A 22,855-nucleotide genomic window follows, 5' to 3' on the forward strand; every position below is an offset into this window, starting at 1 on the left:
CTTGTGGGGAGGAGCCGGAGGTGGGGGTGGTGCAGGAGGCACCGATCCGCTCGATCCTGAACCACCCCCACCCCTGACCCCTCCCCACAAGGGGGAGGGGAAGACGCCCGAGACGGCGCCCTGAACCTAACTCGCAATGCGGCGGCCCGCCCCGGCAGCCGGAAAGACCGTGATGCAAGCCCTGCAACTCTTCGGAGACCGTGACCTGCGCCTGACCGAGGTCGAGGCGCCGCCGCCGCCCGGTCCCGGCGAGGTCCAGGTGCGCGTGCGCGCGGTCGGGCTCAATTTCATCGACGTCTGGGGCTTTCGCGGGATGGCCTTCGCCAAGCGCAGGCTGCCGCTGACGGTGGGTGCCGAGGCGGCGGGCGAGGTCGCGGCTTTGGGCGAGGGCGTCACGGGCCTCGCGGTCGGCGATTCCGTGGCGCTCTACGGCGCGCAGACCTGCGGGCATTGCAAGGCCTGCCGCGAGGGCCGCGACAACCTCTGCGAGGAGGTGGCCGGGGTGATGGGCTTCCATATCGACGGCTTCGCCCGCGAGCGGGTCAACATGCCGGCCCGCCTCGTGGTCAAGGTGCCGCCGGGCGTCGGCCTGGTCGATGCCGCCTGCGCGCCGATCGCCTTCGGCACCGTGCAGCACATGCTGTTCGACAACGCCAGGCTCGAACCGGGCGAGAGCGTGCTGGTCCATGCCGGCGGCTCCGGCATCGGCACGGCGGCGATCCGCATGGCCAAGGCCATCGGCTGCACGGTCTACACGACGGTGGGCGACGACGAGAAGGGCGCCAAGGCCGCCGAGCTCGGGGCCGACCACGTCGTGAACTACCGCACCGAGCGCTTCGAGGGCGAGGTGCGGCGGCTGACGAAGCGCAAGGGCGTGGACGTGGTGTTCGAGCATGTCGGGCCCGACACCTGGAACGGCTCCCTGCTCTGCCTCAAGCGCGGCGGGCGCCTCGTGACCTGCGGCTCGACCTCGGGCGTGTCCACGACCATGAACCTGATGCAGCTGTTCCAGCAGCAATACCGCATCACCGGCTCGTTCGGCTGCCGGCTCGCCAACATCCGCGAATCGCTGGACAAGATGGCGCAGGGCATCCTGCCGGTGGTCGACACGGTCTATCCCCTGGCCGCCTTCGCGCAGGGGCTGGAGCGGCTCGAATCCCGCAAGGTCTTCGGCAAGATCCTGGTGGAGTTCTGAAATCCTCCCGCGGCGACGCGAAATCGTCTAAGCGGGGGACGGCCGATCCGGCCGCCGACCCATCGCGAGGCCCGCGCCGACGGGACGCCGCGACCCGGAGCCTCCCTTGCTGCGCCTCGCCCTGATCCTGCAACGCTCCGGCCCCCGGCTGGCCGGCTACGCCATGGTCCCGCTGATCCGGGCCCTGTTCTGGCTGGCCCGCGCCCTCGGCCCCGAGCGCGCCAGCGATACCGGGGCCGGGCTGCTGCGGCGGATCGGCCCCTGGCTGCCGGCTCACCGCACGGCGGTGGCCAACCTGCGCGCGGCCTTTCCGGGGATGGCGGAGGCCGAGGTCCAGGCGCTCGCCCGCGGGGCCTGGGACAACCTCGGGCGCACGGGCGCCGAATACGCCCACCTCGACACTCTGTTCGACTACGACCCCGCCATCCCCGAGAGCCAGCGCATGGAGGTCTCGGGGCTGGAGCACTTCTACGCCCTGCGCGACGACGGCAAGCCGGGCCTGATCTTCTCCGCCCATCTCGGCAACTGGGAATTGCCCGCCATCTGCGCCGCCAAGTTCGGCCTGGAGGCGACCGCGGTGTTCCGCCCGCCCAACAACCCGGCCGCCGCCCGCCTCGTGCAGGAGGTCCGGCGCCGCACCATGGGGGGACTTGCGGCCTCCGGGCCGGGGGCGGCCTTCGCCATGCAGGGCGTGGTGGAGCGCGGCGGCCATCTCGGGCAGTTGATCGACCAGCACTTCACCCGCGGCGTGGTGGTCGAGTTCTTCGGCCGGCCGTGCCTGGCCAACCCCCTGCTGGCCAAGCTCGCCCGGCACTACGACTGCCCGGTCCACGGCGCCCGCGTGGTGCGGCTCGGCGGCGGCCGCTTCCGGCTGGAACTGACCCCGCCGCTGGCGCTGCCCCGCGACGCGGGCGGCGAGATCGAGGTGGCCGGCGCGATGCAGGCGATGACGGCCGTGCTGGAAGGCTGGGTGCGGGAGAATCCCGGCCAGTGGCTCTGGATGCACCGCCGCTGGCGGCCCAACATGCTGCCGAAGGCGCGCACGCCCACCGCAGCCGCGGAGGTCCGGCCCTCACCGGTGGTTGAGCCGTCTCAAGCCAACGTGACTTCACAGGGCGGCGCGGGCGCGCTCTGATGCGGCCATGACGCAAGGCTTTCTCGCTCACGGCCGGGCCGGCCTGTCCCTGGCGGTCCTGGCCGCCCTCTGCGCCGTGCCGGGCGTCGCCGTCGCCGAGCCCGTGCGCGCAGAACCTTTGCGCGCCGAACCTTTGCGCGCCGTCGTCGAGATGTTCACCAGCCAGGGTTGCGCCGTCTGCCGCTCGGCCGATCCGGTGGTGGGGGAGCTGGCCCGCCGGCCAGGCGTCCTCGCCCTGACCTTCCCCGTCACCTACTGGGACTATCTCGGCTGGCGCGACACCCTGGCCCAGCGCCCCTTCACCGAGCGCCAGCACGCCTACGGCAGTTCCCGCGGCGCGCGGCAGGTCTACACGCCCCAGGCCGTGGTCAACGGCGGCGCCTCCGTGGTGGGCTCGGACCGGGCCGGCCTGGAGCGCGTCCTGGGCGAGGCGGCGATGCAGGGGGGCCTGCCCGTCCCGGTCCGCGGCGAGGAGCGCGGCGGCCGGATCGTGGTGGACGTCGGCGGCGACGCCGGCGGCAAGGGCGAGGTCTGGCTGGTGCCGGTGCTGCGCAGCCGGGCCGTCACGATCGAGCACGGCGAGAACAAGGGCCGGGTGGCGACCTACGTCAACGTCGCCCGCGGCCTCCAGCGCCTCGGCACCTGGACGGGGCAGGCGGCCCGCTACGAGATCTCCCGCAAGGCGGTCGAGGGCGCCGAGGCCGATACCTGGGCGATCGTCGTCCAGGGCGCCCCGAACGGCCGGCCCGGCCGCATCTGGGGGGCGGCCAAGGGGCCGGGCCTGTAGACGGGGCCAGGTCGGTAGAAGGGGCCGCGGTCGTAGGCCTCGGCGGCCTACGGATCGAGGCCGTCCGCGACGCGGCGGGCCGCGCGCAGCTTCTCCATCCGCGCGACGGAGAAGACGGAGGCCTCGTAGAGCAGCAGCATCGGCAGGGCGAGCGAGAGCTGCGAGATCACGTCCGGCGGCGTCAGCACGGCGGCGGCCACGAACACCAGCACGATGGCGTAGCGGCGCTTCTCCCGCAGGAACTTGGCGTCGATCACGCCGATCTGCCCGAGCAGCGTCAGGATCACCGGCATCTGGAACGCGATGCCGAAGGCGAAGATCAGGGTCATGATCAGCGAGAGGTACTCGTCCACCTTCGGCAGCAGCGAGATCGTCGCCTCGCCCGGCACGTTCACCTGCTGGAGCGAGACCGAGAACTGGATCAAGAGCGGCATCGCCAGGAAGAACACCACCAGCGCGCCCAGCAGGAAGAAGACCGGCGTGGCCACGAGGTAGGGCAGGAACGCCTTGCGTTCGTTGCGGTAGAGCCCCGGCGCCACGAAGGCGTAGATCTGCGTCGCGATCACCGGGAACGCCAGGAAGGCCGCCCCGAAGACGCTGAGCTTGATGTTGGTGAAGACCTGTTCGAGGAAGTGCGTCGCGATGAGCTTGGCGTTCTCGACGCCCACGATCGAGACGTAGGGGTGGACCAGGATGTTGTAGATCTGGCGCGAGAAGAAGAAGCAGCCGAAGAACATCACCACGAAGGCGATGAGCGACTTGATCAGCCGCGCGCGCAACTCGATCAGGTGATCGAGGAGCGGTGCCCGCGACGCCTCGACCTCGGCCTCGTCCGCCTCGTTGATCATGGTCTCAGCGGTCCGGCGGGGAATCGGCCGGCACGGGCTTGGCCGGGGGCGGGGAGGGGGATGCCGGTTCCGCCGGGGGGCCGAACGGGTCGTCGGCGGGGTCGGGCACCGGCATCGGCAGGGGCACGTCGTAGCTCGCGTCCTTGACGACGGCGGACGGGGCGCCCTGCGGGTCCGCCCCCTCGGCGGCCTTCAACTGGGCCGTCGCCGCGGCCAGCGTGCCGGGTGCCGGGTCGGCCTGCGTGCCGGAACCGGACCAGTCGGGCTTGGGCACGCGCGCCTCGACGGCGCCCTTCAATTCGTCGCGGATGGTCTGGACCGGGTTGAAGCCGGTGCCCGCGGTCTTGACCGTGTTGCGGATGCCGTCGACCTCGCGGCGGACCTCGTCGAGTTCGGCCTCGCGGATCGCCTCGTTGAACTGCATCTGGAACTCGCCGGCCATGCGGCGCAGCTTCGTCGTGATCTGCCCGACGGTGCGCAGCGCCTTCGGCAGGTCCTTCGGCCCGATGACGATGAGGGCGACGCCGCCGATCAGCATCACCTCCCCCCAACTCATGTCCAGCATGTGGTCGACGGTCCTGGGCCTGGGGCGACGCCGCCGCCCCTCGGGCGCGGCCCCGGATGGGCTCTACCGATCCGGCCTTAGCATGTTCGGGCGGCCTGGATACCGGTCCGCCCGAAAACGCCGCGCTTCAGACGGGCTTGCGCTCGCCGCCGGGAAGGTGGCTCGCGGGGATCGCGGTGCCGGGGGTGGTCTCGGCCGCGTGCGGGATGGTGCGGACGGGCTCGTTCGGGGCGGCCGGCTGGACCGGGTGGCTCGCCTGCGCGGGCGTCTCGTCCTCGGCCATGCCCTTCTTGAAGGCCTTGATGCCCTTGGCGACGTCGCCCATCAGGTCCGAGACCTTGCCGCGTCCGAACAGCAGCATCACGATGACGGCGACGACGACCCAGTGCCAGATACTCATGCTGCCCATGGCAACCTCCCGAGTCCTTGTCCACGCTTGAGGAAGCGCCTGCGGGGCGCCGCGTCTGCGATCGGATTTCGGGCCGAACCTAGGGATCGCGCCCCGTCAGCACAAGCGGGGGCCGGGACTCGACGGGTGACGAAACCCCGACGCCGATCGCCGCGGCGGGTGGCGGCCCGGTCCGCCTCAGGCGGCCTGGGACAGGGCGGCGGCAAAGCGCGCGCGGGCCTCGGGCAGGTCGAAGCCCTCCCGCGAGCCCGTGAGGCGGTCCAGCGCCGCGGCGGCCCGGCGGGCGGGCTCGCCCGCGAGCAGCGGGGTGCCCTCGGCCACCGCCCGCATCTCGTCCATCGTGCCGTTGCAGTGGAGCGCCACGTCGATCCCGGCCTCGAAGGCCGCCTCGGCGCGGGCGCGGAACGGGCCGGTGAGCGCGTGCATCGAGAGGTCGTCGGTCATCAGCAGGCCGTCGAAGCCGATCGTGCCGCGGATCACCTGGTCGATCACGATGCGCGACTGCGTCGCCGGCCGCTCGGGGTCGAGGCCCGAGAAGACCACGTGGGCGCTCATGGCCATGGGCAGGTCGGAGAGCGCCCGGAAGGGCAGGAAGTCCTGGGCCCGCAGGGCGTCGCGGTCGGCCGCCACCACCGGCAGGCCGTGGTGGCTGTCGCAGCCCGCGCGGCCGTGGCCGGGGATGTGCTTCATCACCGGCAGGACGCCGCCGGCCATCAGGCCCTCGGCCACGGCCCGGCCGATCTCGGCCACGGCCTGCGGGCTGTCGCCGTAGGCGCGGTCGCCGATGATGTCGTGGGAGCCGGCCACCGGCACGTCGAGGACGGGGGCGCAGTCGACGTTGATGCCGACCTCGGCGAGATCGTGGGCCATCAGTCGGGCGCCGAGCCGGGCCATCGCGGCGGCCGAGCCGTTCATGCGCGCGAACCGGCCGCCGGCCGGATAGGCCGGCCAGTGCGGCGGCCCCATGCGCTGCACCCGGCCGCCCTCCTGGTCGATCAGGATCGGGGCGTCGTCCCGGCCGACGGTGGCCCGGAGGGATGCGGTGAGCGCACGCACCTCGTCCGGGGTGCCGACGTTGCGCTTGAACAGGATGAAGCCCCACGGCCGCACGTCGCGGAAGAAGGCGGCCTCCTCCGCCGAGAGGGACTTGCCGGCGCAACCGAGGATCAGGGCACGGGAACTCATCGGGGACGGCTCGCGCGAAGGTTTTCAGGGATCGGAGGTCGGGTCGTCGGCCCGCAGAATCGAGGCCGGCAGGGTCGGACGGGCGGCGGCCGCCCGCAAGCCGAAACCGTCCGCCGCGTCCCGCAACCGACGTGGCGGCGGGAGCGTGTTGCTTCGGGGACTCGCTGCCGCCGACCGGATCGAAGGGCCGAAAAGATCAGTTCTTGGCCACGAAGCACTGGCCGCCCGCGCCCTGGAGGGCGCTGCACAGGCTGGTCGCCTCGGCCTTGGCCAGGGGCCCGACGCGGACGCGGAAGATGGTCTTGCCGTTGACCTCGGCCTGCCGGATCAGCTCGGGCTTGCCGGCGAGCTGGCCGTACTTGCCCTGCATCTCGCGGAAGGCGGCCTGGGCGTCGCGGGCGCTGTTGCGCACGCCGAGCTGGACCGAGAAGCCGCCCACCGCCGCGTCGCTCACCGTAGAGGCCGTGGCCGTGGCGGCGGTCGTCGCCGGCGATTCGACGGGGCTGGTCACGTCCGGCGCGATCGAGGCGACGCGCTGCGGCGCCTTCGGCCGGACGGGGGCGGGCGCCGCGGCGACGGGGGTACGCTCGGCGGACGGGGCGGGCTGGACCGAGGCCGTCTGCGTCGGGGCGGGCTGCACGGGAGCGGCCTGGGCGGGCATCTGCGGCGTCGCGGAGGCCTGGCGGATGGAGCGCGACCGCGGGGCGGGAGCCTCGTCGGAGGGCAGGGTCATGGTCGGGATCGCGGAGGGAATCACGGGCTCGACGGCGGCGTCGCGCTGGGCTGCGGCCGGGGGTGATTCGGGCTTGACCGCCACGGTGCGGACCCGGCGGGGCTCGCCGAAGGCGTCGAGCGGCGCGCTGCCCGGCGTGACGCTGCCGGTCTGCGATCCGGTCTGGGCGCTTCCTTGGGCATTCCCTTGGGCCGAGCGGGCCGCCTGGGCCACGTCGAGGGGCTGCTCCTCGCGGTTGACGATGCGGATCTGGCTGTCCTTGACCTTGGGCTCGTAGATCTGCCGGTTCTGGTCGGGGATCTCGACGCCGTCGGCGACCTTGGGGGCGACCTTGAGGGGCGAGGTGTCCGCCTGGACGATCGGCACGCCGCCGGAGCCGCCGTGATGCAGGCCCTTCCAGGTCAGGGCGCCGGTGACGGCGACGACGACGACCGCGACGCCCGCGCCCACCGTGGCGAGGCGCCGGCGGGGCTTCACCCGCTTGAGGGCGCGCCCGTCGTAGACCTCCGGCTCCGCCGCCTGCTCCGGCTCGGCATGGGCGGGGTCTGCCGCGTAATCGTGCTCGACGGAGGCGAGGTACTGGTCGAAGGCGTCGGCCGGCGTCGGCCGGGGGGCGGCCTCCGGGGCGAAGCTCGGCTCGATCCGGCCGCGGGGGTCGTGCCCGGCTTGCTGGCCGGCCGCGGCCTGCTGGGCGGCGTCCGTGGCGTGGCGCGCGTCGCGGGCGGCGAGCAGGGCGCGGAAGGGATCGTCCTGCCCGACGATGCGGGCGAGTTCGGCCAGCGGGTCGCCCTTGCCCGTGGGCTGGGGGCTCGCCGCGGCGGCGGAGTGCTGCAGGTCGCGCGCGAAGGCTTCGAGATCGACCGGCGCGCGCGAAGCGTTCGTCATTGCAGCATCCTCACATTCAACGCCGGCTCGGGCTACCGCATCTCGTCGGGCGCGGTGACGCCGAGTACCGCGAGACCGGAGGCGATCGTGCCCCGCAACGTCTCCACGAGGGCCAGCCTCGCCTGGGTGGACTTTAGGTCGGTTGCATTAACAAACCGTAATTGCGGCAAGTCTTTGCCCTTGTTCCAGAAACTATGCAGCGCACTTGCGGTTTCATAGAGGTGGAAGGCGACGCGGTGCGGTTCGTGCGCGGCGGCCGCCGCCTCCAGCACGCGCGGATACTGCGCGATCAGGCGCATCATCTCCGCCTCGCCCGCATCCGTAAGGAGGGTGAGGTCGGCCGCCCCCAAATAGTCCGCGTCGGCGAAGTCGGTATCCGAAAAGGCTTCGCGGGCCTGGCGCTGCACCGAGCGGCAGCGGGCATGGGCGTACTGGACGTAGAAGACCGGGTTGTCCTTGGATTGCTCGACCACCTTGGCGAGATCGAAGTCGAGGGTCGCGTCGTTCTTGCGGTAGAGCATCATGAAGCGGATCGCGTCGCGGCCGACCTCGTCGATGACCTCGCGCAGGGTCACGAACTCGCCCGAGCGCTTGCTCATCTTCACCGGCTCGCCCGCGCGCAGAAGCCGCACGAGCTGGCAGAGCTTGACGTCGAGGCGCGCCCGCCCGTCGGTCACGGCCTTCACGGCCGCCTGCATGCGCTTGACGTAGCCGCCGTGGTCGGCGCCCAGCACGTCGATCAGCTCGGTCGCGCCGGCCAGGTACTTGGCCCGGTGATAGGCGATGTCGGAGGCGAAGTAGGTGTACGAGCCGTCCGACTTCAGCAGCGGCCGGTCGGTGTCGTCGCCGAACTCCTTGGTGCGGAACAGGGTCTGCTCCCGGTCCTCCCAATCCTCCGGCACCTGCCCCTTGGGCGGCGGCAGCCGGCCCTCGTAGACGAGGCCCTTCGCCCGCAGCTCCGCAAGGAGGGCGGCGACCGCCCCCCCGTTGCCGTCCTGCAGGGTGCGCTCGGAGAAGAACACGTCGTGGTGGATGCCGATGGCGGCCAGATCCGCCCGGATCATGTCCATCATCATGGCGATGGCGGTGTCGCGCACCGGGGCCAGCCACGCGGCCTCGGGCAGGCCGAGCAGGGCGCGGCCGTGGCGCTCGGCCAGGGTGCGGCCCACCGGCACGAGGTAGTCGCCCGGATAGAGCCCCTCGGGGATCGGGCCGACCGCCTCGCCCAGCGCCTCGCGGTAGCGCAGGTAGGCGGAGCGGGCGAGCACGTCGACCTGCGCGCCGGCATCGTTGATGTAGTACTCGCGCGTCACGCTCCGGCCGGCGGCGACCAGGAGGTTGGCCAGCGCATCGCCGAACACCGCGCCGCGGCCGTGGCCGACATGCATCGGCCCGGTGGGGTTGGCCGAGACGTACTCGACGTTGACCGGCCCACCCGCCATGTGCCCGCGGCCGTAGCCTTGGGGATCGGCCAGCGCTGCGCGCACCACATCGTGAAAAACCTCGGGGGCCAGGCGCAGGTTGATGAAGCCGGGGCCGGCGACGCTGGCCTCCACCACCCGCGGGTCGGCGCGCAGCTCCGCCGCCAGGGCCTCGCCCAGGGCCTTCGGGTTGGCCTTGGCCTCCTTGGCGAGCACCAGGGCGGCGTTGGTGGCGAGGTCCCCGTGGCTCGGGTCGCGCGGGGGCTCGACCACCACGCGGGCGAGGTCGAGCCCCGCGGGCAGCGTGCCGGACCGGGTCAGCGCTTCGAGAGCCTCGCGCACGCGCGCCTCGAACAGGGCGAAGATGTTCATGATCGCAGTCGGTTTCCGCTCGCACGGGCCGCGGCCCGTGCCTTACGGGGCTCGATAGCAAGGGGGGCCTTGGGTGTCACGGCGGGCGGAGGCCGCCCCGTTCCCCGCCGCGGGACGGGTTATCAGGCCGGCCCGACTACGGATGCGTAGACTGACCCCTTGAACGGACGGGGCCAAGTTTGCGTTCAACCTGAGGGCCGCATGCCCTGCATGCCCCTGGCGGTGGAGAACGATCATGAAGGCCCTTGTTCTGGCAGGTACGGCGCTCGGCGCCGCCCTGATGATGGTGCCCGCGGGCGCCGAGGCCCGCGGCTTCGGCGGCGGCTATGGCGGGCACGGCGGATACGGCGGCCATGGTGGCTTCGGAGGCCGCGGGGGCTTTGCCGGCCATCGGTCCGGCGGGTTCGGCGGCGGGGTCGCGGGCTATCGCGGCGGCTACGGCGGATACCGGAGCGCCGGCTACGGCGGCTATCGCGGCGGGTACGGTGGATACGGCGGGCGCGGATACGGCGGCCTCGGCTACGGCCTGGCCGGCGCCGGCATCGGCCTGGGCGTCGGGCTCGCGGCCGGCGCGCTCTCGGGCGGCTACGGCTATGGCGGCGGCTACGGGGGCTATGGCGGGGGCTACGGGGGATATGGCAGCTACGCCCCGGCGGGCTACGGCGGGTATGGCTACGGGGCAAGCTACGGCGGCGGCTACGGCTACGCGCCCGCCTCCTACGGCTACGGCACGTCCTACGGCGCCGATTGCTACGGCTACTGACGCCCGCACCTTCGTCGCCCGCCGGACCTCACGGTTCGGCGAGCGGCAGGCCCCGGCTCGGGGGCGCCCAGTGCAGGTCCGGCGTGGTCGCGTGGAACCGGCGGTGGGCGAGCACCGCGTAGGTGTCGGTCATGCCGGCGATGTAGTCGGCGATGCGCCGGGCGACCCGGCCTTCGGGAGCCCGCTCCAGCCCGGCGCTCCATTCCTCCGGCATCAGCGACGGGTCGGCGGAAAAGCAAGCGAACAGCTCGGCGACGATGCGGTTGGCCTTGGCCCGCACCGCCATCACGCCGGGGTGGCGGTACATCCGGGCGTAGAGGAAGCGCTTGATGTCGGCATCGGCCCGGGCGATCGCCGGTGAGAAGGCGATGACGGGGCCCGCCGCCCCCCGGATGTCGGCGACGTCCTGCGGGGCGAGGGCCGCGATCCGGGCGTTGGCCTCCGCGATCACGTCCTCCACGAACCGGGTGATGACCCGCCGGGCCAGTTCGTGGATCCTTCGCGATGTCTCCAGGCCTGGGTGCAGGGCCTCGATCTCGTTCAGCAGGCCTTCCAGGAACGGCACCTCGGCGAGGTCGGCGAGGTCGAACAGGCCGGCGCGCAGGCCGTCGTCGAGGTCGTGGGAATCGTAGGCGATGTCGTCGGCCAATGCCGCCGCCTGCGCCTCCGGTCCGGCGAAGCGCGACAGCTCCAAGGGGTGCTGCGCGTCGTAGTCCAGGATCGCGGCCGGGATGCCGGCCATCCGGTAGCGCGGCGTCGGGCCGCCCTCGGGCAGGAGCAGGGGGCCATTGTGCTTGACCAGCCCCTCCAGGGTCTCCCAGGCGAGGTTGAGGCCGTCGAAGCCGGCATAGCGACGCTCCAGCCGGGTGACGATGCGCAGGGCCTGGGCGTTGTGGTCGAAGCCGCCATGGGCCGCCATGCAGGCATCGAGCGCGTCCTCCCCCGTATGCCCGAAGCAGGTGTGGCCGAGGTCGTGCGACAGGGCCAGCGCCTCGGCGAGGTCCTCGTCGAGGCCGAGCGCACGGGCCAGCGCGCGGGCGATCTGGCTGACTTCCAGCGTGTGGGTGAGGCGCGTGCGGTAATGGTCGCCTTCGTGGTGCACGAAGACCTGGGTCTTGTGCTTGAGCCGCCGGAAGGCCGTGGAATGCACGATGCGGTCGCGGTCGCGCTGGAAGTCGCTGCGGGTCGGCGAGCCGGGCTCGGCGATCAGCCGCCCGCGGGTCCGGGCCGGATCGGTCGCGTAGGGCGCGCGCCAGCGCTCACCGTTGGCCCGCACGTCGCCTCCTGCCCATGACGATCCCTTGTTCCCAAGTCTCATAGGTCGGGACCTATGAGGTCCGGCGGACGGCCGCCGCCCCGCAGTCGCGGGGGCCGCGCCTCGATGAGCCCTCCTCACCGAGGCTCGGTCCGTCGGCCCCGCCTATCACGCAGCCCGCGTTGCGGCGCGGCCCCGTGGCGCATATCTTGTGGTGCGGCACGCATCCGGCAATCGCCGGGGGCGGCGTTCACCAGCAATCACCTGTGGCTCATCCATGGCCGAGATCGTCCTGACCCCCCGCGCCGCCAGGCGCATCAACGAGATCATGGGCGCCGAGCCCCCGGGCGCGTCCCTGCGCATCAGCGTCAACGGCGGCGGCTGCTCGGGCTTCTCCTACGCCTTCGACATCGCCCGCTCGCGGGAGGCGCAGGACGTCGCGATCGAGCGCGACGGCGCCACCGTGATCGTCGACCCGGTCTCCCTGGAATACATCGCCGGCTCGACCATCGATTTCGTCAACGACCTGATCGGCCAGTCCTTCAAGATCGAGAACCCGCAGGCGACCGCCTCCTGCGGCTGCGGCACCTCCTTCTCGCTCTGACGCGTCTCCACGCTCCAGGGAAAGACGAGACCCGTCAGGGACATCCGGGCGGGCCTTCGTCTCGGACATGATGTGGCCGCGCCGCGCGTTACCCCTCAACCGGCGCGTCGCACGGGCGCGGGCCGTTGCGTCCGTATGACAGGCGGCACCGGAACGGCGTGGGTGCGGCGCGGCCTGATTGCCTCGCCCCGCAAAACCCGGCACGGATGCGGGCAGGCGCAGTGCGACCGGCAAGCCTCCCCTCAGACGAATTCCGCGCGAGCTTCGGACACCATCATGACCCACCCGAAGGGCCGCGCCCGCCGCGTGCGGGCGGCATTCGCCTCGGTCTGCGCCTCGGTCTGCGCCTTGGCGCTGCTGGCCGGCGCCGGCGGGCCGCCGACGCCCGCGGCCGCGCAGGAGGCGGCCTCGGCGGTGCAGGACGTGACCCTGGTCGACATCGCCCTGCCGCTCGGCACCACCCTGCTCAAGGCGCCGAGGGCGACGGTCAGCGGCACCCGCCTGTCCAAGGACGAGCTGATGGCCATCCTGCGGCCGGACTCGCCCGAGCCCTGGGCCGCCCGCCTCACCCGGCTGGAGGCGGCCAGCATCACCATCCCCGTCCTGGTCTCGGAGCATGCAGGCCCCGGCGAGGCGCGCCAGACCGTCACCTACCGCGAGGTCACCGCCCGCGACGTGCGCGCGGGCCGGATCGCCGAGCTGACCTCGGCGGGCGCGGCCATCAGCATCACGGGGGGCCCCTCGAAGGGCTCGGGCACCTACGGCCGCATCCAGGCCACCGACCTCGACCTCGCGGCGCTGACCCGCCTCTACGGCACGCCGGGCGACGGCAAGGGCGCGGTCCAGCGCGTCTACGCCACGATCAAGGTCGCGGACGTGATCTACACCGACGAGTCCGGCACGACGGTCAAGCTCGCCGCCCTCGACGGGCGCGACCTCGGGGGCCGCCCGATCCCCGGCGGCTGGAGCGGCGCCTTCGACGCGCTCACCGCGAACCTCGCCGCCCTGGACGGCGACGCGGACATGTCGCCGGCCGAGCGGGCCGGGCTCGCGGGCGCGGCCGCCGACCTCGCCGAGGGGGTCTCGGTGGGCGGCCTCGAAGCGCGGGGCCTGTCCCTGAGCGACGCGGATTCGGACGGACCGCTGCTGATCGAGGTCGGCCGCATCGCCTATTCGGCCTCCGGGGCCGATGCCGGCACGACGCTGGAGGCCGTCGCGGTCTCGCAAGGGGCCCTGCGCGCGCGGCTGGGCCGCCTGTCGCTGGCCGGCTTCTCCCTGGCGCCGACCATCGCCACCCTGCGCAGGCTCGCCAAGCCCGAGACGGAGGTGCAGGAGGAGGACCTGCGCCGGCTGGCGCCTGCGATCGGCGCCCTGAGCGTCCAGGACCTCAGCCTCGACCTGCCGCCGGGCGACCGACCCAAGGGAGACGGCCCCAAGGGAGACGGCACCAAGGGCGATGCGCCGAAGGCCCGGAACGCGGGCGGCAAGCGGGAGGCCAAGGGGGCCGATCCGAAGGGGGCCGATCCGAAGGGGGCCGATCCCCTGGCGCCCCCGAGCCCGGCAGCCCCCCTGCACCTGACCCTGCGCGACGCCGCGATCAGCTTCGGGCCGCCGCGGGACGGGGTGCCGACCGCCGGCCGCATCAGCCTCTCGGGCCTGACCCTTCCGGCCTCGCTGGCCGCCGGCACGCCGGTGCTCGATGCGCTGCCAGCCTACGGCTACCGGGACCTCGACCTGAACTTCGTGGCGGATGCCGCCTGGGACGAGGCCAAGCGCGAGATCTCGCTCCGCGAGGTCTCCGTGTCCGGCCGCGACATGGGCACCCTGCGGCTGGCCGGGACGCTCGGCGGCTTCGGGCCGGAGGTGTTCTCCGGCAGCCTGCCCGATGCCAGCCTGCTGATGTTCACGGCCACCGCCAAGACCCTCGACCTCACCATCGAGAACACCGGCCTGTTCGAGCGCTTCCTCAGCGCGCAGGCCAAGACCCTGAGCCTGAAGCCGGACGAGCTGCGCCAGGAATACGTCACCGCGAGCCAGCTCGGCGTGCCGGTGATCCTCGGCAACTCCCCGGCGGCCCGCGCCATCGGCGCGGCGATGGGCCAGTTCGTGGTCAAGCCCGGCCGGCTCGCCCTCAGCGCCCGGGCCCGGAACGGGACCGGCCTCGGCTTCGCCGACTTCAGCGCCGCCCGCTCCCCCGCCGCCGTCCTCGACAAGCTCGACGTGGATGCCAAGGCCGATTGATGGAGCGCTGCGCAAAAGCTTGGCTCCGGTCGTGACCGGGTACCTCGCCTCCCTTTGTCGCGAGTGGCGGACATCTGACGCTTGGTACTTTTTGGACGTCCCCGGTTTCTATACGATTGATACGTTCGTCGGCGCGTTGGCGCATGTCTAGACGTGGCCGAAAGCTGTCGGTCCGCTTCGGAGCGAACGAGGGGTGTAGCGGACATTCTGCACGGCCCAGGTGAAGGCCTTGAAGTGACCCAAATCAGCTCCTGAGTATGTCCGCTTCCGGGCAGGCTGAGCGACTGGAACTGACAGGAAGCCAACTCGCAGCTTTCGCCTTCTAACGACGAAAGCGGACTTTCTGGCGGGCGTGTTCTGTTAGACACCCCACATAAAAAGCGACCCTCCAAGGTTGCGTCGGAGCCACCTATGGATGATCCTCGCATGACAAGGATATGGCTACGGGAGTGCAGGCCTTGAGCTTGATGGACGATCTCGTTGCCATTCCGCAACGCGAGAAAGGTGGAAGCATCGCGCTCGAACGGCTCGATTACCAATCATCGTGGGCTGTCTCGCTCGTTCTGATGCTGCACGAAAGGTCCGACGACTACGCAGTCGCGTTTGAATTCCACGACGACATTGTCGTGCTCAACAGCTCGTCCCAGCCCACAAGAGCAAGCTTCTACCAAGTCAAAACGAGAGACTCCGGCCATTGGACCGTGAAGCGGCTTACACAACGCTACAAGCAGCGCGGAGGAAGCGACAGAGTGCCGTCAATAGTGGCCAAGATGTACGATAACCGGATCAAATTTGGCAGTGCGGCTGAGATTCTTGGCTTTGTCACCAATCAGCCTTGTGAATTCATTGAGCAGTCGAAGTGCCCTTGCACTTTCGATGAAGGGGATAGTGTCAAAACTGACGCGCTCAGGAAAGCCCTAGCTGCCGAGATTTCAACGTTCGCTGCAGGCGACATCAATTTATTCGAGTATCATCTATCGGACCTCCCTTTGAGGAGGCCCGGAACCATGCTCCGGGGTTTGATCCTCCAGTTTCTTGAGCGCGAACTTGGAATTCCGGACTGTCCATCATCGGCGTTCGTCGTGGTCGTTCTCGAACATGCCCGAGAACGATCTAAGCACATGGGTAGCGTGACGAACTTCCAGGATTTAATGCGGGCGAAGGCGCTCACGCGTGCTCAGGTTCAAGAGATGCTGGACGAAACGAAACGGCGCCATCAGAGTAGGCCAAAGTGGTCTGTTGTTTCGGGCGACCTTACAGGGATATCTCCCGTCCAGAAGCGCGACATCGGCCGGGCTTGGGCACGCTACGAGATTGACAAGCTCAGCCAAGCTTCACACGCTTTCGAGCGCTTTTGCACAAAACTGTGCGATCTCGCAAACAGTATTGACGATGACGATCAAACGCTCGCTGAGATCGTCAGATCAAATCTTGGCCGCCTCCGCTCGCTCGGCCAGCAATTTGGCATTTCTCAGGACGAGGCATACCTAAGTGCCGCTTTTTTGTATGAGTTCTCATCATGACGGACGAGCGCAAATTTAGATTGCTGGTGAGGAATTTGCGCAAGAAGACAAATGAAAAACTTACTCTTCAAAAAATTATATCTCATGTCCGACCTGGAACAGGCGGCGTTCCAGACAACATTCGACCCGAAGATGACGATCATTCTAGGGGGCAACTCAACCGGTAAGTCGTCCCTGATCAAATCCTTATACTGGATCCTCGGCGCAGATCCTGCGCGCGTTCACGAAAGCTGGCCTAACCTAAAGGTGACTGGCCTTCTTGAATTCCAAGTAGACGGTAAAACCTTCTTCATGTTTCGGCATGGATCGATTTTTGCACTGTTCGATGACGCACGTATCCTCAAAGAATCGATGCAAAGGGTAACAAGCCAGTTAGCTCCGTATCTCGCGAAGCTACTTGGAATCAATCTGGTCTTGCCGGACCGCAAGGGGATTCCGACGACCCCGACACCCGCCTTCTTCTTTCTACCGTTTTACGTCGATCAGGATGTAGGCTGGGAGCGTCCTTGGCAGTCGTTCAGTGGGCTGAAGCAGTTCGCTGGGTATCATCGAAGCATTGTCTCATACCATTCGGGCATCCTGCCGGACGAATGGTTCGTCCGCCGAGCCGAGCTTCAACAAATGGCCGCCGAAAAAGGCGGGTTGCAGAGCCAAGCAACCGTCGTTGAACGGTCGGCCTTGGCTCTTCGGCAATCTGTGACTCATGACGCGTTGTCGATTGACCAGGAGGCGTACGAAGCGGCGATCCTGCGTTTGCTGGCGGAGTTGAAAAAGCTGCGCGAGAAGCGAGCCAAGTTCGCCGCCGCGTTGAGCGACGCTATCGCGCAAAGAACGCTCCTGAACGACCAGTTCGAGGTCGGACGTCGCGCCCTGAAAGAGCTTGAGAACGATCGCCAATGGCTCGTCGAGCGTGGCGATGAGCCTATCCCTTGCCCAACGTGCGGAACGATCCACGAGAATAACTTCGCAATGAGGTTCGGCATCATCGAGGACCGGGAGGCATGCGTTGCGGTTCTGAATGAACTTGTCGACCAGATGATCGAGGTAAAAACGCAGGTTGAAGCCGCTCACCTCAATCTCAGGACCGTTGACGAGCAGATTGCCGCCGCCCAGCAAGTGCTCACCATCAAACAAGGGGAGATCACTCTCGCTCAGGTAATCGCTTCAGAAGGACAGCGTCAGGCTCTGAGCGTCTTCGATCAGCAGGCCGCGGAGATTGAGGCAAAGACAGGTGATCTGACCACTAGAATTGATTCGGTCAAAAAATTGATTCGCAAACTCGAAAACAAAACACGGAAGCAGAAAATAGAGGCGTTCTTTGCTAAAGAGATTACGGCAAACATGAATTTGCTTGATGTTAAAAACGTCAATCTAGATAAGGCGCAAAAAATCCACCATGTTATCAAGGATACCGGATCGGTTCATCCACGTGCGGTCCTGTCCTACATCCTTTCGTTCGTCAGCACCTGCTTCGAGCACACAACAGCAATTACGGCGCCCGTCATCCTCGACAGTCCATTGCAGCAGGATCAGGACCCGGTAAACGCGAAGCGCATCTTCAGCACAATTGAAGCGCGGAGGCCTGCGAATGCCCAGTTCATCGTGGGGTCGGTATCGCTAAACGGATATGAGATGAGCGGAAAGAGGATCGATTTGACCAACGAGCGCAAGTTGCTCCAACCGAATCTATACTCAGAAGTGTCGGCATTCATCGACGGATTTAGAAGCCAAATGATTTGAGCTAACCTCGAACGCCTAAATAGGGCGATGCACCGCTCGATCCTGAATCATCCCCACCCCTACCCCTCCTCCTCCGCACAAGGGGTAGGGGAAGAAGTGCCGGTCAGCGGCTCCTCCGTCAATGCGGTCCAACGCATAGTCGCGCCGACACCGGCCAAGCCCCACCCCGATCGATGCGCGCCCGGCATCAATCCATCCAACCTTTGAGTTGGACGGCGTGCCCGCGCCGCTCCTAGGCTGATGTCCGAAGTGGTCGCCCGCGGTCCGTCCCAGGACCCCGCCAGGACGACCGCCCGACGCCACGGCGCAAAGCCGGGCGGGCCGAGCAGGGAGAACGTCCATGAGCGCCGGTCTGGCCATGACCGCGGTGAAGCGCAGCCGCGTGCGGCTCCTCATCGTGACGATGCTGTTCATCGCCACCACCATCAACTACGCCGACCGGGCGACCCTCTCGATCGCCGGCCCCGCGCTCGCCAAGGACCTCGGCCTCGACGCGGTGGCGATGGGCTACGTGTTCTCGGCCTTCGCCTGGTCCTACGTGCTGGCCCAGCTTCCCGGCGGCTGGCTGCTCGACCGCTACGGCGCCAAGTGGGTCTATGCCGGGGCGATCTTTTTGTGGTCGGCCTTCACCCTGATGCAGGGGGCGGTCGGCTTCTTCACCGGGTTCACGGCGGTGGCCGTGCTGTTTGCCCTGCGCCTCCTCGTCGGCCTGGCCGAGGCCCCGGTGTTCCCGGCCAACGCCCGCATCACCGCGGCCTGGTTCCCCACGGCCGAGCGCGGCACGGCCTCGGCCTTCTTCAATTCCGCGCAGTACTTCGCCACCGTGCTGTTCACCCCGCTGATGGGCTGGGTGGTGCACCATTTCGGCTGGCACCACGTCTTCACCCTGATGGGGGCCATAGGCATCGTCTTCGCCCTGGTCTGGACCCAGGTGATGCATGGCCCGAAGGAGCACCCCGGCATCAACCAGGGCGAGCGCGACTACATCGAGGCCGGCGGCGCCCTCCTCGACATGGACGGGCGCGGCGCGGCCGCCGCCCCCGGCAACGCGGGGCGCACCATCCGCCAGCTGCTCGCCAACCGCATGCTGCTCGGAATCTATATCGGCCAGTACTGCATCACCACGCTGACCTACTTCTTCCTGACCTGGTTTCCCGTCTACCTCGTCAAGGAGCGCGGCCTGTCGATCCTCCAGGCGGGCTTTGCCGCGGTGCTGCCGGCGTTGTGCGGCTTCGTCGGCGGCATCCTCGGCGGCTGGATCTCGGACCTGCTGCTCCGGCGGGGATACTCCCTGACGGCATCGCGAAAGATTCCGATCGTGGGGGGGATGCTGCTGTCGATGGTGATCGTCGGCTGCAACTACGTGCAGGCGGACGCCCTCGTCGTCGGGCTGATGGCGCTGGCCTTCTTCGGCAAGGGCATCGGGGCGCTCGGCTGGGCGGTGGTCTCCGACACCTCCCCGCGGGAGACCGGGGGCTTGAGCGGGGGCCTGTTCAACACCTTCGGCAACACGGCCGGCATCACCACGCCGATCGTCATCGGCTACATCGTCCAGCAGACCGGCTCGTTCAACGGCGCCCTGGTCTTCGTCGGGCTGAACGCCCTGGTCGCGGTGTTCTGCTACCTCGTCATCGTCGGCGAGATCAAACGGGTCGAACTGCGCTGAGGCGGGTGGAGACGCAGGAGACCATGCCCATGCCCCTCGACCGCAGGACCTTCCTCACCGCGGCCTCGGTGCTGGCCGCGCCGGGCGCCGCGCTGGCCGGCTGGGAGCCGTCGCAGCGCCTGCCCGACCCGGCGGTCGAGGTCCTCGACCCGAGCTTTGCCCGCTACCGCCTCGGCCTTGCCGCGGTGGAGCGGGTGGCCACCGGCCTGCGCTGGGCCGAGGGGCCGGTCTGGTTCGGCGACATGGGGATGCTGCTGGTCAGCGACGTCACCAACGACCGGATCATGCGCTGGGAGGCGGAGACCGGAAGGCTCTCGGTGTTCCGCAAGCCGGCGGGCTACGCCAACGGCAACACCCGCGACCGGCAGGGCCGGCTCGTGACCTGCCAGCACGCGACCCGCAGCCTCGTGCGCACCGAGCACGACGGCAGCCTCACCACCCTGGCCGCGGGCTTCGAGGGCAAGCGGTTCAATTCGCCCAACGACGTGGTCTGCCGCTCGGACGGTTCGATCTGGTTCACCGACCCCGCCTTCGGCCCCAACCCCTACGAGGCCATGGCCGCGCCGGAGCTGCCGGGCAACGTCTACCGGCTCGATCCCGTCAGCGGCGCGGTGACGGTCGCGGTGGCGGGCGTGGCCGGCCCCAACGGCCTCTGCTTCTCGCCCGACGAGCTAACCCTCTACGTTATCGAGGCCCGCGCGGAGCCCAACCGCCTGATCCGCGCCTACGACGTCACCGACGCCGGCCGCGCGACCGCCAACGGCCGGGTGTTCTTCGATTGCGGCAAGGGCACCGCGGACGGGTTCCGGGCGGACGTGGACGGCAACCTCTGGTGCGGCTGGGGCATGGGGGAGGGGGAGGACGGCGTGGTCGTGCTCTCGCCCGCGGGGCGGATGATCGGCCGCATCCGTCTGCCGGAGCGCTGCGCCAACCTCAGCTTCGGGGGCGCGAACCGCAACCGGCTGCTGATGGCGGCGACGCATTCGATCTACGCGCTCTACGTCAACACCCGCGGGGCCGGGTTCTGCTGAGGGACCGGCCGGCCGCGTCATCGACGGGGCGACCATGCTCGATTTCAGCCATCTCCGCTGCTTCTCCGCCGTGGCGGAAGAACTGCATTTCGGCCGGGCCGCCTCCCGGCTGAACATGACCCAGCCGCCCCTCTCGCGGCAGATCCAGGTGCTGGAGCGCGTCCTCGACGTGCAGCTCCTCGACCGCACCAGCCGCTCGGTGCGGCTGACGGCGGCCGGGCGCAGCTTCCTGCCGGAGGCCCAGCGCATCCTGCGGCTGGCCGAGACAGCCGCCCACGTCACCCGGCAGGTGGCGGCGGGCAAGGCGGGCGTGCTCAAGCTCGGCTTCACCGCGGCCTCGGCCTACGACTTCCTGCCCCGCCTCGTCACCGCCTGCCGCGCCGCCCTGCCGGACGTGACGCTGTCCCTGCGCGAGATGGTGACCAAGGACCAGGTCGAGGAACTGCTGGCGGGCCGGATCGACGCCGCCCTGGTGCGCCCGCCCACCACCCACCCGGACCTCACCGCGGTGCGAGCCCTGGCCGAGCCGATCGTGGCCGCGGTGCCGGCCGACCATCCCCTGGCCGGGCGCGAGCGGCTGGCGCTCTCCGACTTCCAGGCCGAACCCTTCATCGCCTACGCCCCGCACGAGGCGCGCTACTTCCACGACCTCGTGGTCGGCCTGCTCGCCGAGGCGGGGGTGCAGCCGAACGTCCTGCAGCAGCTCACCCAGATCCACTCGATCCTGGCGCTGGTCCGCGCCGGGCTCGGCCTCGCCCTGGTGCCGGCTGCCGCCGAGCGCCTGCGCTTCGAGGGCGTGGTGTTCCGGCCCCTCGTCCTGGCGCAGCCGCGTCCGGCGGAGCTGTTCCTCGCTTGGCGGCGCGGCGACGACGACCCGCTGATCGGACGCCTCGTCGCGATCCTCGCGGCCCTGCCGGAGGGTTGATCCATGTGCTTTCGGCATCGATCGATCCAGCCTTTGGCTTGGACCCGCATCGGCTCCTGTCCGTAGAACATGAGGGCGGACGGCGCACAGACGCCGCCGCGATCGAGATCAGGGAGAACGGTCATGCAGGCGCAGCCCATCGAGGCCGGATCGCGCGGCGTCTCGCGCACGCCCACCATCACGCAGATGCGGGTCGTGCCGGTGGCCGGCCGCGACAGCATGCTGCTCAACCTCAGCGGCGCGCACGGGCCGTTCTTCACCCGTAACCTCGTCGTCCTCACCGACAGCACCGGGGCCACGGGCCTGGGCGAGGTCCCCGGAGGCGAGCGCATCCGCGGCGTGCTGGAGGAGGCCCGAGACCTCGTGGTCGGCCGGCCGCTGGGCGCCTGGCAGACGGTGCTCAACGCCATGCGCACGCGCTTCTCCGACCGGGACACGGGCGGGCGCGGCCTCCAGACCTTCGACCTGCGGGTGACCATCCATGCGGTCACGGCGGTGGAATCCGCCTTCCTCGACCTGCTCGGGCAGTTTCTGGACGTGCCGGTGGCGGCCCTCCTCGGAGAGGGCCAGCAGCGGGACGCCGTCGAGATGCTGGGCTACCTGTTCTACGTCGGCGACCGCACCCGCACCGACCTGCCCTACCGCGAGCCGACCGCCCGCGACGGCTGGATGCGGCTGCGCGACGAGGTGGCCCTGACGCCTGAGGCCGTGGTGCGCCTCGCCGAGGCTTCGCACGAGGCCTACGGTTTCAACGACTTCAAGCTGAAGGGCGGCGTGTTGGCTGGCGAGGCGGAGATCGCAGCGGTCACGGCGATCCACGAGCGCTTTCCGCAAGCCCGCGTCACCCTCGACCCGAACGGCGCCTGGTCGCTGGAGGAGGCGATCCGCCTGTGCAAGGGCCAGGGGCACGTGCTCGCCTACGCCGAGGACCCCTGCGGGGCGGAGGACGGCTTCTCCGGCCGCGAGATCATGGCCGAGTTCCGCCGGGCCACGGGCCTGCCCACGGCCACCAACATGATCGCCACCGACTGGCGCCAGATGAACCACGCGATCCAGCTCGGCTCGGTCGACATCCCGCTCGCCGACCCGCATTTCTGGACGCTGGCCGGCTCGGTCCGCGTGGCCCAGCTCTGCCGCGACCACGGGCTGACCTGGGGCTCGCACTCGAACAACCACTTCGACGTGTCGCTGGCCATGTTCACGCACGTCGCCGCCGCCGCCCCGGGGCGGGTCACGGCCATCGACACCCACTGGATCTGGCAGGACGGCCAGCGCCTGACCAAGGAGCCGCCGGCGATCCGCGGCGGGCTGGTGCGGGTGCCGGAGCGGCCGGGCCTCGGCATCGAGATCGACTGGGCCGAGGTCGAGGCCGCCCACGCCCTCTACCAAAAGCACGGGCTCGGGGCCCGCGACGACGCGGCCGCGATGCAGTTCCTGATCCCCGGCTGGACCTTCGACAACAAGCGCCCCTGCCTCGTGCGCTGAACGGGCATTCCAAGCAGGTTCGCGCTGGCAGGCCAACGCTTCACCGGCTTATCTTTTTGAAAAGACGCAGGTTCTGTTCGCAAGACC

The 22,855-nt window shown here is 69.6% G+C and carries 19 protein-coding genes; 12 read left to right on the forward strand and 7 right to left on the reverse strand.

Annotated features, from left to right (window positions below):
• The first annotated feature begins 172 nt into the window (after positions 1–172).
• The 3 genes from COGEMETH_RS06210 to COGEMETH_RS06220 all read left to right on the forward strand — a co-directional run bounded on the left by COGEMETH_RS06210 (position 173) and on the right by COGEMETH_RS06220 (position 3,117).
• Positions 173–1,195, forward strand: a complete 1,023-nt coding sequence (locus COGEMETH_RS06210; protein WP_238181775.1) for a zinc-binding dehydrogenase — start codon at positions 173–175, stop codon at positions 1,193–1,195.
• Between the two features lie 106 nt (positions 1,196–1,301).
• Entirely contained in the window at positions 1,302–2,330 is a 1,029-nt protein-coding gene (locus COGEMETH_RS06215; RefSeq protein WP_238181736.1) for a lipid A biosynthesis lauroyl acyltransferase, read from the forward strand.
• A 7-nt stretch (positions 2,331–2,337) separates the two neighbouring features.
• Positions 2,338–3,117, forward strand: a complete 780-nt coding sequence (locus tag COGEMETH_RS06220) for a DUF1223 domain-containing protein (protein ID WP_238181737.1) — start codon at positions 2,338–2,340, stop codon at positions 3,115–3,117.
• 47 nt (positions 3,118–3,164) lie between these two features.
• On the opposite strand, the gene tatC is transcribed toward COGEMETH_RS06220, so the two are convergent.
• From tatC to argS, 6 genes are all read right to left on the reverse strand, one after another.
• A complete protein-coding gene (gene tatC, locus COGEMETH_RS06225; RefSeq protein WP_238181738.1) occupies positions 3,165–3,965 on the reverse strand; it encodes a twin-arginine translocase subunit TatC in 801 nt (266 codons plus the stop codon).
• A gap of 4 nt (positions 3,966–3,969) precedes the next feature.
• Entirely contained in the window at positions 3,970–4,530 is a 561-nt protein-coding gene (gene tatB, locus COGEMETH_RS06230) for a Sec-independent protein translocase protein TatB (RefSeq protein WP_238181739.1), read from the reverse strand.
• A 127-nt stretch (positions 4,531–4,657) separates the two neighbouring features.
• Complete coding sequence (locus COGEMETH_RS06235) at positions 4,658–4,939, reverse strand: twin-arginine translocase TatA/TatE family subunit (protein WP_238181740.1); 282 nt, start codon at positions 4,937–4,939, stop codon at positions 4,658–4,660.
• Between the two features lie 177 nt (positions 4,940–5,116).
• The gene (gene nagZ / locus COGEMETH_RS06240) at positions 5,117–6,124 is read right to left on the reverse strand and encodes a beta-N-acetylhexosaminidase (RefSeq protein WP_238181741.1); all 1,008 of its coding nucleotides are present in this window, start codon (positions 6,122–6,124) and stop codon (positions 5,117–5,119) included.
• A gap of 196 nt (positions 6,125–6,320) precedes the next feature.
• Positions 6,321–7,742 (reverse strand): SPOR domain-containing protein, encoded by a 1,422-nt coding sequence (locus COGEMETH_RS06245; RefSeq protein WP_238181742.1) that lies wholly within the window; start codon positions 7,740–7,742, stop codon positions 6,321–6,323.
• A 32-nt stretch (positions 7,743–7,774) separates the two neighbouring features.
• Positions 7,775–9,535 (reverse strand): arginine--tRNA ligase, encoded by a 1,761-nt coding sequence (gene argS / locus COGEMETH_RS06250; RefSeq protein ID WP_238181743.1) that lies wholly within the window; start codon positions 9,533–9,535, stop codon positions 7,775–7,777.
• A gap of 235 nt (positions 9,536–9,770) precedes the next feature.
• Between argS and COGEMETH_RS06255 the strand changes: the two genes are divergently transcribed.
• Positions 9,771–10,298, forward strand: a complete 528-nt coding sequence (locus COGEMETH_RS06255) for a hypothetical protein (protein WP_238181781.1) — start codon at positions 9,771–9,773, stop codon at positions 10,296–10,298.
• A 28-nt stretch (positions 10,299–10,326) separates the two neighbouring features.
• Here the strand turns inward: COGEMETH_RS06255 and COGEMETH_RS06260 are convergent, their stop codons facing one another.
• Positions 10,327–11,616 (reverse strand): deoxyguanosinetriphosphate triphosphohydrolase, encoded by a 1,290-nt coding sequence (locus COGEMETH_RS06260; protein ID WP_238181744.1) that lies wholly within the window; start codon positions 11,614–11,616, stop codon positions 10,327–10,329.
• A gap of 214 nt (positions 11,617–11,830) precedes the next feature.
• On the opposite strand from COGEMETH_RS06260, the gene COGEMETH_RS06265 reads away from it, so the two are divergent.
• The 8 genes from COGEMETH_RS06265 to gudD all read left to right on the forward strand — a co-directional run bounded on the left by COGEMETH_RS06265 (position 11,831) and on the right by gudD (position 22,768).
• Positions 11,831–12,157: a HesB/IscA family protein gene (locus tag COGEMETH_RS06265; protein WP_238181745.1), complete on the forward strand. Its 327-nt coding sequence runs from the start codon at positions 11,831–11,833 to the stop codon at positions 12,155–12,157.
• 276 nt (positions 12,158–12,433) lie between these two features.
• A complete protein-coding gene (locus COGEMETH_RS06270) occupies positions 12,434–14,398 on the forward strand; it encodes an aq_1923 C-terminal domain (RefSeq protein WP_238181746.1) in 1,965 nt (654 codons plus the stop codon).
• Between the two features lie 449 nt (positions 14,399–14,847).
• Positions 14,848–15,921, forward strand: coding sequence for a dsDNA nuclease domain-containing protein (locus COGEMETH_RS06275; RefSeq protein WP_238181747.1), 1,074 nt, complete (start codon positions 14,848–14,850; stop codon positions 15,919–15,921).
• 51 nt (positions 15,922–15,972) lie between these two features.
• The gene (locus COGEMETH_RS06280; RefSeq protein WP_238181748.1) at positions 15,973–17,661 is read left to right on the forward strand and encodes a coiled-coil domain-containing protein; all 1,689 of its coding nucleotides are present in this window, start codon (positions 15,973–15,975) and stop codon (positions 17,659–17,661) included.
• 340 nt (positions 17,662–18,001) lie between these two features.
• Positions 18,002–19,327, forward strand: a complete 1,326-nt coding sequence (locus tag COGEMETH_RS06285; RefSeq protein ID WP_238181749.1) for an MFS transporter — start codon at positions 18,002–18,004, stop codon at positions 19,325–19,327.
• Positions 19,328–19,356: 29 nt separating this feature from the next.
• Complete coding sequence (locus COGEMETH_RS06290; protein WP_238181776.1) at positions 19,357–20,358, forward strand: SMP-30/gluconolactonase/LRE family protein; 1,002 nt, start codon at positions 19,357–19,359, stop codon at positions 20,356–20,358.
• A 34-nt stretch (positions 20,359–20,392) separates the two neighbouring features.
• Positions 20,393–21,283, forward strand: coding sequence for a LysR family transcriptional regulator (locus tag COGEMETH_RS06295; RefSeq protein WP_238181750.1), 891 nt, complete (start codon positions 20,393–20,395; stop codon positions 21,281–21,283).
• A 123-nt stretch (positions 21,284–21,406) separates the two neighbouring features.
• The gene (gene gudD, locus COGEMETH_RS06300; protein ID WP_283214963.1) at positions 21,407–22,768 is read left to right on the forward strand and encodes a glucarate dehydratase; all 1,362 of its coding nucleotides are present in this window, start codon (positions 21,407–21,409) and stop codon (positions 22,766–22,768) included.
• The last annotated feature ends 87 nt before the right edge of the window (positions 22,769–22,855 follow it).

The sequence above is a fragment of the Methylobacterium trifolii genome, from assembly GCF_022179685.1.
Lineage (GTDB): Bacteria > Pseudomonadota > Alphaproteobacteria > Rhizobiales > Beijerinckiaceae > Methylobacterium > Methylobacterium trifolii.